17 protein-coding genes are annotated in these 17164 nt (G+C 62.4%); 10 read left to right on the plus strand and 7 right to left on the minus strand.

What is annotated here, in order from left to right; translation table 11 throughout:
* Positions 1-343: 343 nt before the first annotated feature.
* Genes WC421_04770 through WC421_04790 form a run of 5 tightly spaced genes read right to left on the minus strand, consistent with a single transcriptional unit; the run spans position 344 to position 4203 of the window.
* On the minus strand, positions 344-2335 hold the full coding sequence (locus tag WC421_04770; protein ID MFA5161537.1) for an alpha-amylase/4-alpha-glucanotransferase domain-containing protein: 1992 nt from the start codon (positions 2333-2335) through the stop codon (positions 344-346).
* Between the two features lie 17 nt (positions 2336-2352).
* Complete coding sequence (locus WC421_04775) at positions 2353-2730, minus strand: hypothetical protein (GenBank protein ID MFA5161538.1); 378 nt, start codon at positions 2728-2730, stop codon at positions 2353-2355.
* Complete coding sequence (locus tag WC421_04780) at positions 2727-3206, minus strand: hypothetical protein (GenBank protein MFA5161539.1); 480 nt, start codon at positions 3204-3206, stop codon at positions 2727-2729. The genes WC421_04775 and WC421_04780 overlap by 4 nt, the downstream gene beginning before the upstream one ends.
* Positions 3203-3514 (minus strand): prepilin-type N-terminal cleavage/methylation domain-containing protein, encoded by a 312-nt coding sequence (locus WC421_04785; GenBank protein ID MFA5161540.1) that lies wholly within the window; start codon positions 3512-3514, stop codon positions 3203-3205. Before WC421_04785 ends, WC421_04780 begins: the two co-directional genes overlap by 4 nt.
* A complete protein-coding gene (locus tag WC421_04790; protein ID MFA5161541.1) occupies positions 3511-4203 on the minus strand; it encodes a flavin reductase in 693 nt (230 codons plus the stop codon). The genes WC421_04785 and WC421_04790 overlap by 4 nt, the downstream gene beginning before the upstream one ends.
* A 39-nt stretch (positions 4204-4242) precedes the next feature.
* Here WC421_04790 and WC421_04795 point away from each other — a divergent pair, with 39 nt between their 5' ends.
* The 8 genes from WC421_04795 (at position 4243) to WC421_04830 (ending at position 12444) form a co-directional block, all read left to right on the plus strand.
* The gene (locus WC421_04795; protein ID MFA5161542.1) at positions 4243-5484 is read left to right on the plus strand and encodes an oligosaccharide flippase family protein; all 1242 of its coding nucleotides are present in this window, start codon (positions 4243-4245) and stop codon (positions 5482-5484) included.
* Between the two features lie 2 nt (positions 5485-5486).
* Complete coding sequence (locus tag WC421_04800) at positions 5487-6023, plus strand: DUF2148 domain-containing protein (GenBank protein MFA5161543.1); 537 nt, start codon at positions 5487-5489, stop codon at positions 6021-6023.
* Positions 6023-7030, plus strand: coding sequence for a hypothetical protein (locus WC421_04805; protein ID MFA5161544.1), 1008 nt, complete (start codon positions 6023-6025; stop codon positions 7028-7030). Before WC421_04800 ends, WC421_04805 begins: the two co-directional genes overlap by 1 nt.
* Positions 7027-7413 carry a hypothetical protein gene (locus WC421_04810; GenBank protein MFA5161545.1) on the plus strand — a complete coding sequence of 129 codons (387 nt, stop codon included), beginning with the start codon at positions 7027-7029 and terminating at the stop codon, positions 7411-7413. Before WC421_04805 ends, WC421_04810 begins: the two co-directional genes overlap by 4 nt.
* Positions 7410-9962, plus strand: coding sequence for an alpha-glucan family phosphorylase (gene glgP, locus WC421_04815; protein MFA5161546.1), 2553 nt, complete (start codon positions 7410-7412; stop codon positions 9960-9962). The genes WC421_04810 and glgP overlap by 4 nt, the downstream gene beginning before the upstream one ends.
* A 78-nt stretch (positions 9963-10040) precedes the next feature.
* Positions 10041-11456 carry a hypothetical protein gene (locus tag WC421_04820; protein ID MFA5161547.1) on the plus strand — a complete coding sequence of 472 codons (1416 nt, stop codon included), beginning with the start codon at positions 10041-10043 and terminating at the stop codon, positions 11454-11456.
* Positions 11456-12076, plus strand: a complete 621-nt coding sequence (locus WC421_04825) for a hypothetical protein (GenBank protein MFA5161548.1) — start codon at positions 11456-11458, stop codon at positions 12074-12076. Before WC421_04820 ends, WC421_04825 begins: the two co-directional genes overlap by 1 nt.
* Positions 12077-12087: 11 nt before the next feature.
* Complete coding sequence (locus WC421_04830; protein MFA5161549.1) at positions 12088-12444, plus strand: response regulator; 357 nt, start codon at positions 12088-12090, stop codon at positions 12442-12444.
* Positions 12445-12484: 40 nt separating this feature from the next.
* Here the strand turns inward: WC421_04830 and WC421_04835 are convergent, their stop codons facing one another.
* The gene (locus WC421_04835; protein ID MFA5161550.1) at positions 12485-13315 is read right to left on the minus strand and encodes a TatD family hydrolase; all 831 of its coding nucleotides are present in this window, start codon (positions 13313-13315) and stop codon (positions 12485-12487) included.
* 51 nt (positions 13316-13366) lie between these two features.
* Positions 13367-14305, minus strand: a complete 939-nt coding sequence (locus WC421_04840; GenBank protein ID MFA5161551.1) for a hypothetical protein — start codon at positions 14303-14305, stop codon at positions 13367-13369.
* A 41-nt stretch (positions 14306-14346) separates the two neighbouring features.
* Here WC421_04840 and WC421_04845 point away from each other — a divergent pair, with 41 nt between their 5' ends.
* Together WC421_04845 and WC421_04850 are read left to right on the plus strand one after the other, a co-directional pair.
* On the plus strand, positions 14347-15549 hold the full coding sequence (locus tag WC421_04845; GenBank protein MFA5161552.1) for a PD-(D/E)XK nuclease family protein: 1203 nt from the start codon (positions 14347-14349) through the stop codon (positions 15547-15549).
* 112 nt (positions 15550-15661) lie between these two features.
* Positions 15662-17158, plus strand: coding sequence for an FGGY family carbohydrate kinase (locus WC421_04850; protein ID MFA5161553.1), 1497 nt, complete (start codon positions 15662-15664; stop codon positions 17156-17158).
* Positions 17159-17164 lie beyond the last annotated feature (6 nt).

Genomic DNA, 17164 nt, shown 5'->3' on the forward strand with positions numbered 1-17164 from the left:
TGATTGAACCGCTTTTGTTGCGTTTTTTTCGTATAAACATCCCCAATTTTACCAGCGGGACACCCAAAATTCAAGCAGCTCTCGTCGGAGTGGGTCTGAAATTTAACCCCTCCGCACAAGTCAGGAGCTGTGCAGGAAAATCTTTGATTCCGCCAAACTAGCCGGAAAGTTTCAGTTGGCGCGAGGACCGAGGCGAAAAAGCGCAAAATAATGCCGAACAAAATTATCCGCGTGTGCTCCACGGCGCGAAAGGATAATTTTGTGAAGGCGGCATAAGGCGGTTTTTTGCAAAATCCCCGCAATCCGGCTGAAACATTCAGGCAAATCTTATCCGGGAGCAAGTCTATTTGAAGGCCTTCAACTCAAGTTTGAATGTGTCCGAGGCGCCCGGCGCCAGCTCCGGCCTGCGCAGGCACAGCAGCGCGCTGCCCTGATAAGTGCGCTCCGCCCCGTTTTCGGAAAGCGAGACCGTCTCCAGCGGAAAAGACCACAGCTCCATCCCGGCGGCGCATTTTAGCGAGAGGTTCCCGCAAACCGGGTCGCGGAACTCCGCCTCCGTAACGGCCTCGCGCCGGCCTTTGGGGCAGATTTCCGCGGAGGAGAAGGCAAAGCACAGCTCCGCCCCGAAATGCAGTTTGCGCGGCGCATCCGCCAGATTGGTGATGCGGTAATCCGCGCTCCAGCTTCCGTCGGCGCAGTTGAGCCGTATAACTTTCCCCACCTCCACCGGCGAATGCGCGTCGCCCACCCATACCGCGCCTTTGCGCGACATGGTTACGGTTACAAAACCGTCCTCTTCCGCAACCTCCGCCTGATACTCCCCCAGCACGAAATCGCCCTGCTCGCCATAGGCGGCTTTGGCAAAACCGTCAAGCGCGGTTTCGGGATGTATGAAATGGTCCAGCAGGCACTGCCTTAAATGCCAGTCGTAGCAGAGCATGTCCGCCAGCTGGCGCTGGCGCGCCGCGTTTTTGCCGGAATGGGTTTTGACCGCGCGGTGGTAGGGCTCCGGCCTGCGGGAGAGGACGTTGCACCAGTTGGCCTCGCCCTCCTTCCAGTCCCACTGCCACAGCGCGCCGCCGCGCGCCGGCGAGAAATTCCAGTTCCCGCCGCGCGATTCCACGAAAAGCTGCTCTTTGCCGGCATTGTCCCAGTCCTGGCGGAAAATGCGCGGCGGGCCGCCGGTTTCCAGCGCTTTTTCGGCTTTTATCATGTTGCGGTAATTCTCGGCGCGGATATGCGGCAGGTAGAGCCCGCCGAAAACGCCGTGCCAGTAGCCGCAGTTGCACTGGCTCATCCACAGCCGGTCCAGCGCCTGCGCCTTGCCCGGCGCGTCCGACTCGTGAACGCGGCGGCTTACCCGCAGTGTTTTGCGGTACATCCGGTTGGATTCGGGATATTTTGACAGGAAATTGCGGAAATAGCCGCCGCGCAGGAAAGCCCTGTCTTTTTCCGGCATGGATTTGTAAAGCCGCTCCAGCTCGGCGGACGGGTCCGGCGGCAGCGCCCATTGCGAAAGCTCGTGATAGGAAGTGGTGGGCAGATACGCCGCGCCCAGCGGCGCGGACGAAGCCAGCCGTCCGGAAAATGTTTCCGTTTCCAGCCACTGGGAATTGTTCTCTATCAGCGAGAACATCCGGTCCAGCCAGCCCCTCTTGTAAACGAGGTCCCCTGTTCCGGGCCAGAGGCCGAATTTCTCGCCGTCGTCGGCCATGACGAAAGCGCAGTCCGTCCCGCGGTATTTTGAAAGGAATTCTATCGTCTTTTCCGGGTCCGCAAAAGGCATGAGGTATCTGAGCCGGCTGCTGATGGGGAAAACGCGCAGCGGCTTCCCCTGATATTCTGTGATGTAATAGCCGGAGAGTTTGTCCTCCCCTATCCCGGCGGAGAAAAAGTGTATGTCGTCCAGCACGGTGTATTCCACGCCGCAGTCATGCAGCTGCCCGGCAAGCTGGGGCTCCCACACGCGCTCGGCCAGCCAGACGCCTTTGGGGGCGATGCCGAAGCGGCGGCTTACATATTCGCTCATCTTGCCCACCTGGCCGCGCGCATCCGCGTCCGGCAGCAGCGCAAGCACCGGCTCGTAATACCCGCCGGAGAGAATCTCTATCTGCCCCGGCTGCGCCATTTCGCGCAGTTTGTCCAGATAGTCGGGATGGGCGGTTTCCAGCCAGTCGTAGAGTATGCCGGAAAAGTGCATGGAGGTTTTGATTTTCGGATGGCGGCGCAGCACGTCCACAAAGGGGAGGTACGCGCTCTGGTAGGCCTGCTCCAGCACGAAGCCGAAATTGCCCACCGGCTGGTGATTATGTATTCCGATGATGAGTTTGACCATATTTATATGAGGCTCAATCAGGAGCAATTATCCCATAAATGCGCCGCGCTGGACGAGTAGAAAACGGACGGACAGGCGCATGTGGCCGCGTCCACGCGGAAATCCTCGGTGGACGAGACCAGGTCCCATTCAAGCGGCGCGGTATTTGTAAATACCAGCGCAACCGGAGTAGCGCCGGTCTTGCAGGTGTAGCCGCTGGCCGGCGCGCCCGTTTCCAGCAGGGCCACGGCTTTTGCCAGGCCGGCCTGAATCGGCCCGGCGGCGAACAGGGATTTTTCTCCCTCACGGACGGCTGCGGCGGCCCTTATATGCGAATGGAACACCGCCAGCGCCCACAACGACGCCAGCACGAAAGTCATTGCCAGCACAAAGGCGCTGCCCCTGCGGTTCATCATGGCGCCACCCTGCTCCAGAAGACTTCCAAATTCACCACAGGGTTGGTGGAGGAGGCCACCCCCTGCGAGCGCAATTCATAGTTCGCGGTGAATTTGGAGTTGTCTATCACAGGCGAGCAGGAAAAAGAGCCCACCTGATTTGCCACCGTCATGGTGGTGGCTGAGATTTCCTCATAACGCAGCAACCGGCCCGTGGTGGCGCCCTCCTGAAGCTCCAAAGTGTATGTTATACTGTGCCCGCCGGAGGGGTTTATGACGAAATAGCCGCTTTCGTCATGGCTTTCCACATCCGTGGCCGCCTTCATATCGCGCGCCAGCCAGGCGCGCGCGGCCAGGCTTTCGCGCAGAGTGCGCGAGCGTTCCAGCATATACGCGGTCTGCTTGCGCGAGGTTATCCACGCGCTGCTGAAGCTGGACGCAAACACCATGAACAGCGCGCCGGCCACCAGCATTTCCAACGTGGTCATCCCTTTCATTGGCAGGGGTCCGTGCTGCCGGGAAGCGGGTCCAACGTTATGTGCACAGAGGCGGAGGAGGGGTATGTTTCCGCGGAAGTTATGGCGGCCCGGCATTTATCCGGCCTGGGATGCTGCGAAGAGTATATCACCGCCGTAACCGCCGTGTCATTGCTTTCCGGGACCAGCACCACCTGCTGGCTGGAACTTTCCACCCAATGCAATTGCTTCACGCCGTTGACGGTGATGACTCCAAGCCCCGCTATGGCGATGAATATCAGGGTGATGGCAACCTCCACCTCCACCAGCGTGAAGCCAGCCGCTCTCATTGAGGCTCGAATTCGCCTTTGCCGACACCGCAGACGGGGCAGACCCAGTCCTCCGGCAGTTTGGAAAAAGCCGTGCCGGGCGCTATATTATGCTCCGGGTCCCCCTCTGCGGGATCGTAAATGTATCCGCACACTTTGCAGACGTATTTTTCCATATGGCTCTCCTTTTCCGGCGCGGGGACATGCCATGTCGTGGCCGCGCGCGGCGTTTTTCCGCGCAGGACGCGCCGGTAGTAGTCGTATGTCAGCGGCCTGCCCTCTCCCAGCTTTTCGCCGGCAACCGCTTCGCCGGCGAAAAGCGTATGCGTCCCCAAATCCAGGGTATGGCTTACCCGGACCTCAAATACGGACAGCGCGTGTTCCGGCGCGAGCGGCGCGCCGGTAACACCGTCCCGGCATTTGGCCTGCGCGAACTTATCCGTGTCCCGGCAGGAACGGAAGCCGAACAGCCCGATATAGGACATGGGCGTGTCCTCTGCCAGAACGGAAACGGCGAACACCCCGCTTTTCGCTATAAGCCCGTGGGTGAAATTGCCCTTGTTGACGCAGGCGGCGACGCGCGGCGGCTCCGCCGTGGTCTGAAAAACCGTGTTTGTCAGCTGGCCGCCCCGCCTGCCTTCATGCGCGGAGGAGACTATATACAGCCCGTATGAAATATCGGCCAGCGCGGCCGGCAGCATGTCAGCCATAAACCCATTCTACAAAAACTTTGCTATCATATTACGTCAATGAAAAAGCACGTTTCCGCAATAGGCTGGGGGTTTGCCACCAAGGGCATCACATTCCTGCTGTTTTACGCGTTGCAGATTTTCCTGGTGAGAAAACTTCCGGTAAGCGTCTACGGGGTGTGGAGCCTGTTTTATTCGGCATTCATAGTGTCGCTTTTCATTTCGGAATGCGGAATCAACTCGTCCGCCCGCAAGTATATAGCCGAACACGCCGAAACCGGCTGCGCCGGAGCCGTCATGTCCGCCTCGTTCAGGCTGAGGCTGGCCGCCAGCGCGATATTCGGCGCGGCGATTGCTCTGGCCGCGCATCCGCTGGCCGCGCTGCTGGGCCATGAGGAACTGGCGCCGCTGTTCCGGGTGGCGGGCCCCATGCTGTTTCTGGCGGGAATTGTGGAATATTACAAGTCCGTGTTCATCGGCATGAGGCGGATTAACCTCAATTTCTGGCTTAACGCCGCGGAGCATGGCGCCAAGCTGGCGCTGGGCGCGGCAGCGGTGTATATGGCGGTGAAGCTCCCCCTGGGGCTGGCAGGCTCTTTCACCGCGGCTTTGGCCGTGGCCGCCACGGCGGGATTTTTCATGGAACGGGCGGTGGAACACCCCTCCGCGGACGGGCTGCCTCCCAAAATGGAAGGCCGGCTGATGCGCTATGCGCTGCCGCTTTTCATCTACAGCGCGCTTGTGACCGCCATGCTGGAGGCGGATACCCTCATTCTGGGCGCGCTGAAGGGCGCGGAGGCGGCGGGGCTCTACAACGCCGCCAAGCAGATAGTGGCCAAGGGGCCGCATATAGCCGTGGCCATCGGGATGGGGGTGATGCCGGCTTTCGCCCGGCTGGCCGCGCACAACCGGGACGAGATGCGGCGGCTGTTCAACCAGCTTATGCTGCTTAACACGGCGGTAATCGGCACGGTGGCGCTGGTAATTGCGCTTTTCGGCGATAAAATACTGCTTATTCTTTACGGCGCGAAATGCCTGCCCGCCGCGCCGGCTTTCAGAATGCTGTCGGTTTTCCTGCTGGCGGCGTCCTATGCGACATTCCTTGTGAATTTCCTTGAATATCAGGGCAAGGCGTGGCGGATAGCGTTCAACATAACCGTCGCCCTGGGCATAGACGCGGCCATGCTGGCGGTTCTTGCCCCGCGCCTGGGCGGGCTGGGCGCGGCTATGTCGCTGTCGGCGGGGTTTGCGGTTTTCGCCGCGCTGTGCTGGCGCGATGTAAAGAAATCGCTGGAGGCGTGAAAATGGCTGTCATAACGGAAGAGCACCTCAGGGAGCAGACGCTGAAGCTGGCGGCGCAGAAAATGCTGCTTGCCGCGCGCACCGCGCCCAAGGCCCGCGGGACAGACAACATAATATGCGCCGTGATTGACGGCCCCGACATCGCCCGCCTCGCGGACAAGATGGAGGAGCTGGGCCGCCGGCAGAACCGGCAGTTCATGCTGCGCGACGCCTCCAACATCCGCCGGCACGCCGGCGCCGTTGTGCTGATAGGCAGCAAAATCGCGCCGCTGGGCCTTGACTGCGGTTTTTGCGGCTGGCCCACCTGCGCGGAAAAGGAAACGCATCCCGCCGCGCCCTGCGCCTTCAACACCGGGGATCTGGGGATAGCGGTGGGTTCCGCCGCCTGCGCCGCAGCCGACTTCCGGGCCGACAACCGCATCATGCTAAGCGCGGGCCGCGCCGCCGCGGAGCTGGGGCTGCTGGGACCGGAGGCGAAAATAATATACGGCATTCCGCTGTCGGCAACCGGAAAAAACCCGTTTTTTGACAGGGCGTGATGCGCATTCTGGCTATACTGACCGCGCTCTGCGCCGCCGCTCTGGCGGCGGAGCAGGGCTTTGAACAACTGCTTGCCGGGGCGGACAAATCCGGCAATTACAAAATCAAGGCGGATTACTACAAACGCGCGCTGGAAAGCTGGAAGGACGGCAGGGATTCCAAGTCCCGCAAAGCCGTGGCGCACGAGCGGCTGGCAGTGTGCTATCTGGCCCTGGGCCGCGCCGGCGAGGCGCAGAACCAGATGAATTTCGCCCTCGCGCTGGATTCGGCCTCGGCGGGGGCGCATATAACCATGTCCCAGGTGCTGCTGATGCAGGGCAACTGCGCCGGCGCGCTGAAAGAGACCGACGCCGCCCTCGCGCTGGCGCCGTCGTCGCAGCGGGCGGCGCTGTATTTCCGACGCGGGGCCGTCAATTCCAACTGCGCCAGAAACGACCCCGCCGCGCTGGACGATCTGGCCTCCGCCGTCGCCGTGGCAAGGCAGACAGGGCAGAACGGGGCGGCGCGCAAAAGCCTCATCCGCAGCGGCGCGATAAAATGCCGCCGCGGCGACTTCGCGCAGGGCGAGGCGGACCTGGCCGGCGCGCGGCGCATTCCGCAATCCGGCCCGCGCGAGGATATGCTGGAACTGGGCAAATGCCGCCAGCGGCAGCGCAAAAACGACAAGGCGCTGGAGGACTATTCGGCTTTCATAGCCTCCGCCGGAAAAGCGCATCCCCGGCTGGCGGAAGCGCGCTGCCGCCGCGGCGAAATCCGGCTGGAAGCGGGCGACACCGCCCGCGCGCTTGACGATTTCTCCGCCGGGCTGCGCGCCGCCATCAAGGCGGAGGCCGCCCCCAAACCCCCGCTGGAGGACGCGGATTCGGCCTACGACATGGCGCTCTGCCACCGCCTCCGCGCGCGCATTTACGAGCGCCGGGGCGACAGGCTGTTCGCCCGCCAGGATTACGAGGAGGCGTGCAGGCTCGGCTCCGCGCGGGACTGCAAAAAGGCGGGGAAAAGATGAAGCTCCTGCTGCTTGCGGCCGCGCTGGCCTGCGCCGCCGAGACGCCGGTGAAAAATCTGGCGTCCGCGCCCGCTAAATATTATGATAAGCCTTTATGCGTGCGCGGCAGGGCCGCGGATGTGCGCCGCATTTCCGCGCCGGACGGCAGCTACGACGTTTTTACCATACGCTCCGGCGCGGCGGAAATAGAAGCCGTGGCCCCCAGCGCCGAAGCGGCAACAGGCGGCATAATCGCCTGCGGCGTGTTCAAGAGCGCGCTGCTGGTGGGCCCGCTCAGGCTTGATGATGTTCTTGTGGCCGGCAGCATAACAAAACTGGCGGAAACCGCCGCCGGCAAACCCGGCGCGAAACGGAAACATAAAAAGAGAGGACGCAAACCATGAAAATCAACTCGTTCAACGTACTGCCAGATTTGCCGGATAATTTACAGGGCCTCTCGGAGCTGTCGCGCAACATGTGGTTCGCGTGGAACTGGGAGGCGATAATGATGTTTGTCGCCATGGACGACGAGCTGTGGCACAAATCCCACCGCAACCCGAAATGGATGCTGGGCAACATGGACAGGAAGCGGTTTGAGGAGCTTTCCCGCGACGGCAAATTCCTGGAGCTGCTGGAAAAAACCCGCCGCGACTTCCAGGATTACATGACCCGCAAAACCTGGCACGACGAAAACCGCAAGCCGGAGGAAAACGGTTTCCTGGCCGCCTATTTCTCCATGGAGTTCGGCATAGGCGAGGGGCTGCCCATGTATTCGGGCGGCCTGGGCATGCTTTCCGGCGACCATCTTAAAAGCTCCAGCGACCTGGGGCTGCCGCTTGTGGGCGTGGGTTTGTTCTACCAGCGCGGCTATATCTCCCAGACGCTCAACCGCGACGGCTGGCAGGTGGAGCGTTTCCCCGAAAACGACTGGGCCAACATGCCGGTGGAAAAGGTGCGCTCCGCCTCAGGCGAGCCGCTTGCGGTAACCGTCCCGCTGGGCGAGGAAAGCGTCAAGGTGGGCGTCTGGCGCGTTCCGGTGGGCAGGACCTCGCTTTACCTGCTGGACACCAATCTGCCCGAAAACCCGCACCACCACCGCCTTATAACAGAACAGCTCTACGGCGGCGACCGCGCCAACCGCATCAAGCAGGAGATAGTGCTGGGACTTGGCGGCGTGCGCGCGCTGGAGGCCATGAATATAAAGCCCACCGTCTACCATATAAACGAGGGGCATTCCGCCTTCCTGCTTTTTGAGCGGATACGGCTGGCCATGCGCGCGCGCCACCTTTCTTTCGCGCAGGCGCGCGAGTTGGTGTGGGCAAGCTCGGTGTTCACCACGCACACCCCCGTCATCGCCGGCAACGAGCATTTCGAGCCGGACCTGGTGCGCCGCTTTCTGGAGCCGTACTCGCGCGAGCTGGGTATTTCGTGGGACGAGTTCCTCAATATAGGCAGGGAAAACCCGCATTCCCCCACCTTCTGCATGACAGTGGCGGCGCTGCGGCTGGCGGCGTATATCAACGGCGTGTCCAAGCTGCACGGCGAGGTGTCGCGCGCGATGTGGCGCGGCGTCTGGCCGGGGCTGCCCAAGAGCGAGCTGCCCATCACCGCCATCACAAACGGCGTCCACACCGCCTCCTGGATAAGCCACGAGCATCTTAAACTTTACGCCAGGCATCTGGGCGGCGGGCAGAACTGCTGCGTCTCCAACCCGTCCGACTGCTGCGACTGGAGCAAAACCGCCCAAATCCCGGACGAGGAATTCTGGCAGGCGCATGAAATCCGCAAGGAAAAGCTGGTGGCCGTGGTGCGCGCGCGCTACAAAAAGCAGCTCGCCCGGCAGGGCGCCGACGTAACCGTCCTGGAGCAGACGGACAAGCTGCTGGACCCCAAAGCGCTGACCATAGGGTTTGCGCGGAGATTTGCCACCTACAAGCGCGCCACGCTTATTTTCCGCGACCCGGACCGGCTGGCCGCGATACTCAACAATCCCGCCATGCCCGTGCAGCTTATTTTCGCCGGAAAGGCGCATCAGGCCGACACCCAGGGCAAGGAATTCGTCAAGCACATAGTGCGGCTGATGGCGGACAAGCGCTTTGCCGGAAAGCTGATTTTCGTGGAAGACTACAACATGAACGTGGCCCGCTATCTGGTGCAGGGCGTGGACGTCTGGCTCAACAATCCGGCGCGCCCGATGGAAGCCTCCGGCACCAGCGGCATGAAGGCGGCCATCAACGGGGCGCTGAGCCTGTCGGTGCTGGACGGCTGGTGGTGCGAGGCCAGCCGCCCCGACATAGGCTGGTCCATAGGCGGCGCCGAGCATTACAACGACGACGCCGAACGCGACAACGTGGAAGCCGAGGCCATCTGCAACCTGCTTGCCAAGGAAATCGCGCCGCTTTATTACGACCGCGCGGAAGGCGGCCTGCCGCGCAGATGGATAGCGATGATGAAACGCTCCGTGGCCGCCATAGTGCCGGTTTTCAACACGCACCGCATGGTGCGCGAGTATTACGAGCGGTTCTATGCCCCCGCCCACCGCTTCGGGAGCAGGCTCGCCTCCGACGGCACGGCCCCGGCGGTGTCGCAGTGGCGGGCGCGCGTGCGCGACAACTGGGGCAAGGTGCGCGTAACCGACGCCTCCCCGCTTCAGGACCACGAAATCAGGATGGACGGCAAATTCCGGCTGGCGGCTAAAGTCTGGCTGGGCGCGCTTTCCCCGGAGGATGTGTCGGTGGAGGTGTGCCTGGGCAGAATGGACCCCGACGGCGAGCTGGAGCCGCAGACCATCATCGCCATGAATCCCAAAGGCATGGAAGGCGACGCGCATTTATACGAGCTGGAGGCCGCCCCCGCCCGCGGCGGCAGGCAGGACTATGCGCTGCGCGTGGTTCCCAGAAACAGCAACATCCCGCACCCGTTCATGCCGCATTTCATACGGTGGGAGGAATAGCGCGCGCAGGGCGCGCCGCGCCCGTGCCGTGGAATTTGCTAGTATATTGCGAATCGGTTTCCCGGAGGGGTTTTATATATGAGCGGTCCCGCTGACATCAAATTCGGAACGGACGGCTGGCGCGGCATAATCGCGTGGGATTTCACTTTTGACAACGTGCGGAGGGCCGCGCAGGCCATAGCGGATTACGCCCGCGCCTCAAGCCCGGTGCCTCTTGAATCGCAGAACCTGATTGTGGTGGGATACGACAGGAGATTCCTGTCGGAGCAGTTCGCGCGGGAGATAGCGCGCGTCATAAGCGCCAACAAGCTGGGGGTAACGTTGCTGGACGCCCCGTCCCCCTCGCCGGAAATAAGCTTTCTGACGCTGAAGAAATTCTGGCTGGGCGTCATGGTTACGGCCAGCCACAACCCGTTCCATTACAACGGCATCAAGCTGAAAATAGCCGGCCATTCCGCGCCGGAGGCGCTTACAAAGGCGGTGGAGGCGCAGCTGGGCAAAATCGCGCCGCAGACGAAGGGGCACTCGCCGCTGCCGGAACGGTCTTTCAGGAATTTGTACGAGGCATCGCTTGCGGCGCGGGTGGACGGCAAGGCCGTGGCGCAGGGCCTCAAAGCCCCGGTGGTGATAGATTACATGCACGGCTCCGCCGCCGGGATAGTGGAGAACCTGGTAAAGACCAAAAAACTTATCGCCATACGCGCCGCGCACGACCCGATGTTTTCCAACACGCACCCGGAGCCTGTCGCCAAGCATCTGGGCGCGCTCTGCAAGGCGGTGGCCGACAACAAGGCGATAGCCGGCCTGGCTCTGGACGGCGACGGCGACCGCATAGGCATGGTGGACGAGGCCGGACGCTTTATCACCCCGCCGCAGATGATGGCGCTTTTCCTGTGGTATCTGGCCGAGGTGAAAAAATTAAAAGGGACTGTGGTGCAGTCCGTCTCGCAGGGGTTTCTCAGCAAGCGGATAGCCAGGGCCAACGGCCTGCCTTTAGAGGAAACGCCCGTCGGCTTCAAGTATCTGGCCGAGCGGCTGGAAAAAGGCGGCGTCCTGCTGGCAGGCGAGGAATCCGGCGGTTTCGCCTGGAAGGGCTGCCCGCCGGAGCGCGACGGCTCGCTGTGCGCGCTGCTGGCGCTGGAAATGCTGGTCAAAACCGGCAAAAAGCCCTCCGTCCTGCTGGGCGAACTGGAAAAGAAACACGGCAAATCCGTTTTTGAGCGGCGCGACCGCCGCATCCAGAAAATCGTGGCCGACAAGGCCGTTTTCGCCGAGAAGCTCAAAAAACGGCTGCCCAAAAAACTGCTGGGCAAAAGCATAGCCCAGGCGGAGACAACCGACGGCCTGAAAATAATACTGGAAAACGACTGGTGGGCGCTGTTGCGCCCCTCCGGCACGGAGCCGCTGATGCGCATTTACGCGGAAACCGATTCCCCCAAATCCACCGAAGAACTGATAGAGTACAGCGCCAAACTGGGAGCGGCGCATATCTGATGCTTACGCACCGGGAGCACGAAGCTTTCCAGGACCTGGCCGAAACCGGCCTGCTGGAAACTTTGCGCGCCCTGGCCAAGATGTCCAACCGGCAGTGGTGCATATTCCCCCAGCGCATGACGCTGCACCTGCTGGACGAGGCGCTTGGTATCTTCCCGGAAAACGAGCCTGCCCGCATCGGCTGCGACCTGCGGCTGGAAGGCGCGGTGGACGCGCATCTGCTTTTCCTGTTCCCGCAGGAAAGCGCGCTTACGCTGACCAAGTTTTTCACCTCCGGGCTGAGCATCCCCAACACGGCTGAAGTGCAGGCCATGGCGGTAACGGAAGTTTCCAATATCCTCTCCAACGCTTTCCTTAACGTACTGGCAAACACGCTCAAGGCCAGGTTCCTGGCGGCGGAGATATCGCCGGTGTCCGGCCCGCGCGGGGAATTGCTGGCCCGGATAAGCGGGAATATGGGGAAAGGACGCCTGCTGCGCACCCGGCTCAAAATGGAATCGGAATACCTGGCCATGTCCGCTGATTTCTGCATGCTGCTGGACGAGGAATCATTTTCCAGAATACTGGGGCTGATAGACGACTGCCCCGCATGCACCGTGCGCCGCCGGAGGATTTTTTAGGAGGATAAGCCATGAAAATACTGATTGTAGACGACTCGCCCATCCTGCGCAGCACCATACGCGCCGTGCTGGAGAGGGCCGGCCACCACATCACCGGCGAGGCCGGCAACGCGGATGAAGCCTTTGCCCTTTACCAGAAGGAAAGGCCGGAACTGGTGCTGCTGGACATATTGCTGCCCGGCGAATCCGGCCTGGACATCCTGCGCAAGCTGAAAATGACCGACAATACCGCCAACGTGCTTATCGTAACCGCGGTGAACCAGGAAGCGGTCAACGACGAGGCCAAGCAGCTCGGCGCGCGCGGAATTCTCTACAAGCCGTTCGACCCGTCCGAGCTTACTACGGCGATAACCGAAGTTTCAAAGTAACCCCCCTCCACGCGCGCATGATTCCGCCCTGCGGGCGGCGTCATGCGCGCGGTTTTGCAAAACGGAAACCTTCCCCCTCGCCCTCCAGCCCGAACACTGCCAGGCAGTTGTCAAAAGCCGCCCGCGCGGTTTCCTCCGGCGTCAACCCGATAATTCTGGCCAGCGCGCCGCATATTTCCGGCAGGTCCGCCGGCTCGCTGCGCTTGCCGCGCCTTGACTGCGGCGGCAGATACGGGCAGTCTGTTTCCAGAACCAGGCGGCCCGGCCCGGCGGCCCCCAGAATTCCGCGCAGCTCCGAATTTTTCGGATAGGTGAGAGTGCCGTTTACTCCCAGCAGAAACCCCATGTCCATAAGCCGGCGCGCATCCTGCGGCGAGCCGGAAAAGCAATGCGCTATCCCCGCGACTTTGCCTGCCGCGCGCGGCGAGGCTTCAAGCATGTCCAGCATGTCCGCATAGGCATTTGCAGAGGCGTCCGCGCCGTTGCGGCAATGCAGAACCAGCGGCAGCCCCAGCCGCCCGCCCAATTCCAGCATGCGCTCCAACACTTCCAGCTGCCGCGCGCGCGGCTGCTGGCTGCGCGCATAATCCAGCCCTATCTCCCCCAGCGCGCAGGCGCCCGGAAGCAGCCGCTCCAGCCGGGCCATGCTTTCATCCGAAACAGAGCCGCATTCATGCGGATGAAACCCCAGCGCGTGAAAGACAAACCCTCCGTGCCTTTCGGAAAACGCGGCGGCGGCATCCCATTCGCCGGGGCCGCAGGCGATTTCCACAACAAGGCGCACGCCGGCGGCGCGGGCGCGGGACAGCGCGTCCTCCCTGTCTTCGGAAAACGCCTCATTGCACAAATGGGCGTGGCTGTCGCAAATCATTAGAATTGCTCCTGATTATCAAGCGGCAATATCCGGGTTTTGCTGAACACGTCAACGGCGGTTTACCAGTTTGCCGGCAAGAGTGTCCGGGGTGAAGCCGAAGCGGCGCGTCATCCGCTTTCCCGTCATCCACACCTGCCATGCGCCGATTGCCGCCGCCAGCAGCCCTTCCCAGATTCTGCTTCCGTTGGCAAGCTCCATCAGCCCCGCCGCCGCCAGCGCGATGGAGGTGATGAACGCGCCTCTGGCCAGCAGTTCCGCCGCCAGCGCGTTTTTTACCAGTTCCGCAGCCAAAGACAGCGCGAACGGGGCCAAAGCCAGCACCAGCGTTTCCATCCACATCCCGGAGTGGCCTGGGGGCAGCGGCGGAGCCGGCCTGGGAATTTGCGGAGCCTTCTCCAGCGGCGCGCCGGCGGCCAGACCGTCCGTGGTAGCGGCAGGCTGAGGCGGTTTTTGCGCGGCGCCACGGGCCGCCGGGCGCGGCGGCTGCAGCCGTTCCGCCGGAATTGAAAACGAGCCGTCCGCCACGCGCAGCAGCGGAACCACAGTGCCGGGCGTTTCGCCCCTGCCTGCGGCGCGCCTGTCGGAGATTTTTGCCGGCTTTACCGGCCTGGCGTTTGCGGGGGGAGGGGCCTCCACCGCGTCCTCGGGGTTGAACGCCTTGCTTATCTGCGCGTCCTTTCCCGCCGCGGCGGCGTATTCAAGCGACAGGCTCGGCGCAAGAGGCGGAGCGGGGGGCGCGGAGAATTTGTTTTTTAGCCTTTCGTCCAGTCCGGGCCTGGGCTGCAGCAGCCAGCGCGAATGCGGGCTTAGAATCAGCAGCGCGGTCTGCCAGACGAAAAACAGCGCCACCGCTGCGCACACGGCGCCGGCGACGGCCCGGGGCGAACCCGCCGCCATCCTCGCCGCAGCCGCAAACGACGCGCCGCCGGGCAGCTCATGCCCGGTAACGGCGTGGAATATCCATGCGGCTGCCTCGCGCGGTCTCATTCCCCAGATGATAACAAATTGCAAAATGGTAAAATCGGCTTATGAGAAAACCCGTCTCCTCCGCCGCGCTGGATTTTTCCTATTCCCGCATGGGCATGTATCTTGAATGCCCCAGAAAATACGAGTTCCGATATATCCAGCGCCTGCCGGAAAAGCCGAAACCCTATTTCGCGCTGGGCCAGGGCGTGCATGACGCGCTGGAATACCTCTACGCCGTGCAGGCGCCGCCCTTCCCGTCCATGGAGGCGGTTTTGCAGCGCTTCCGCGACGAGTGGGAAAAAACCTCGCCGGAGGCCAAGGGATATTCCGCCCGCCAACTGCAGCAGGGAAAGCACAAGCAGGATTTTGACGACGGGCTTGTGATGCTGGGCGCGTATTACCGCAAGCACCGGGACGTCCTGCATATCCCGCTTGCCGTGGAGTTCAGGGCCAAGGTCGAGGTGGACGGCCTCAACGTTATAATGATAGCCGACCGTCTGGACTATCTGGGCAACGGCAAAATCGCCGTTGTGGACTACAAGACCGGCAAAAACGTGGAACGCGCGCCGGACCAGCTTTACATGTACCAGAAGCTGCTGGACATTTCGCCGGATTTCCAGAAGCTGGCCGCCGCCAAGACCGGCGAGGACGGGCCTTTTTCCGTCGGGAAAATGGTTTTCTGCCATGTGCCCTCGCTTGAGGAGGCGGCCTTTGACCGCGCAGGGGACCAGGAATTGGGCGCGGTGTGGAACAAGGCTCTGGACGTTGCCGCCAAAATCAGGGCGCGGGAATTTCTGCCCTCTCCCGGCGAGACCAAGTGCCGCTTCTGCGATTACCGCGAGCGTTGCCAGGCCGGCTCCGCGCAGACCGCGCCGGAGGAGGCCGCATTTTCGCTTCCCGCAAAGCCCGCCGGCGACATTCTGGGCGAGAAGATAGACAAATGCGGGCGCCTGCGCGAGGAGGCCGACGCTTTAGGCCGGGAAATCACCGCCCTGATGCGCGAGAAGGGGCTTAACCTCCATTTCGGCGCGAAATACAAGGCCGCGCTGGAAAAATCGCCCCGGCTGGAAATCCCGGACGAAAAAGCCATGCTTTCCGCCCTGCGCGAAACAGGGCTGCTCAACCGCGCGCTGCTGCCCACAAAAAAAGCGGTGGAAAACCTGCTTTCCGCGCCCGACCTCCCGCCGGACCAGCGCGCCCGGCTGGAAAGCTGCGTCAGACGCGGCGAAAATCTCAATCTCGGGCTGAACAAAATAAAGGACTAGCCTGAATGCTTCAGTTGGTTGCGAGGACCGAGGAGAAAAAGCGCGAAATAATGCCGAACAAAATTATCCGCGCGCGCCTCACTGCGCGAAAGGATAATTTTGTGAAGGCAGTATGAAGCGATTTTTAGCCGAATCCCGCAATCCAACTGAAACATTCAGGCTAGCACAGGCTGCCGGAGCAAAGCAGATGAAATACTATATTTCGCTTGACCAGGGCAGTTCCTCTTCCCGCGCGGTCGCGTTCGGCGTGGACGGGCGGCTGGCTTTCCAGTCCCGCAGGCCGCTGCGCTGCCGCCATGACGGCGCGATAGCCGAATATGACGCCGCCGAACTTGCCCGCGGCCAGCTTGACGCGCTGGACGAGCTGCTGGACCTGCTGCCGCCGGAGTCGGAAATAGCGGGGCTGGCAGTGGCCTCGCAACGTTCCACCGTGGTTTTATGGGACAGGAATACCGGCGCGCCGCTTTGCCCCGCGCCAAGCTGGCAGGACGGGCGCGCCGCCGCGCTGCTGGACGAAATCCCGCTGGACCACGGGCAAATCCGCGCCATTACCGGGCTTTACAAAACCCCCTATTACTCCGCGCCGAAAATACTATGGTGCCTGCGCAATTATCCCGCCGCGGCCAAAGCCGCGCGGGAGGGAACGCTGGCAATCGGCCCCGTGGCGTCGTATCTGGTCTGGCTGATGACGGGGGGGGAGGTGTTTGCGACGGACCCCACGCTTGCCCAGCGCACGCTTTTGTTTGACCTGCGCGCATGGAACTGGAGCGAAAAGCTGGCCGCCGTGTTTTCCGTGCCGCCGCAAAGCCTGCCGCAAATCCGCCCCAGCGCGGCGGATTACGGGGTTTTCCGGTCAAAGCGCGGCCCGATACGAATACTGGCCCTCGCCGGGGACCAGCAGGCCGCCATGGCCGGGGCGGGCGCGCTTTCCGCGGACACGGCGCTTGTCAATTACGGCACCGGCGCGTTTTTTCTGGCCCATGCGGACGGGCCCGCGCCGCAGGCGGCGGGGCTGCTGGAATCGGCGGGATGGGAGAGCGGGCGGCATTTGCTGGAAGGCACGGTGAACGCCGCCTCCTCGTCGCTGGACTGGCTGAACCGGCTGGGTATTGAATTTTCCGCGCGGGATGTGGACGAATTGTGCCGCCGCTCGGAAAATCCAGCGCTGATGCTATGCTCGCTTGGCGGGCTGGGCAGCCCGTACTGGGATTACAGCACCCCCGCCGCCATAACCAATCTGGGCGCGCGCACTGAAAAATGCGATATCGTGCGCGGCGCGGTGGAGGGCGTGGCGATTCTGACGGCGCAGGCCGCGCTGGCCGCGCGGCGCGCGGGCGCGAAGTTCGGGAAAATCATCGCCTCGGGCGGGTTCTCGCGCTCCGACTATCTGCTGGAATTCCAGAGCGGGCTTTTGCAGCTGCCGGTGGAGCGCGCCGCGCAGGAGGAAACCACCGCCCTGGGCGCGGCCTGCCTGGCCGCGCGGGCGCAGGGAGAGGACGTCTCCGGCTGGTTTTCGCCGGGAAAAACATTCGTTCCGCCTTTTCCGCAGCAGCGCGCAGGGGAAATACTTTCCCGCTGGGAGTCGTTCTACCGCGCCGTCAGGGGATAACCCTGC

Source organism: Elusimicrobiales bacterium, from assembly GCA_041651175.1.
In the GTDB taxonomy this organism is placed as follows: domain Bacteria; phylum Elusimicrobiota; class Elusimicrobia; order Elusimicrobiales; family Elusimicrobiaceae; genus JAQTYB01.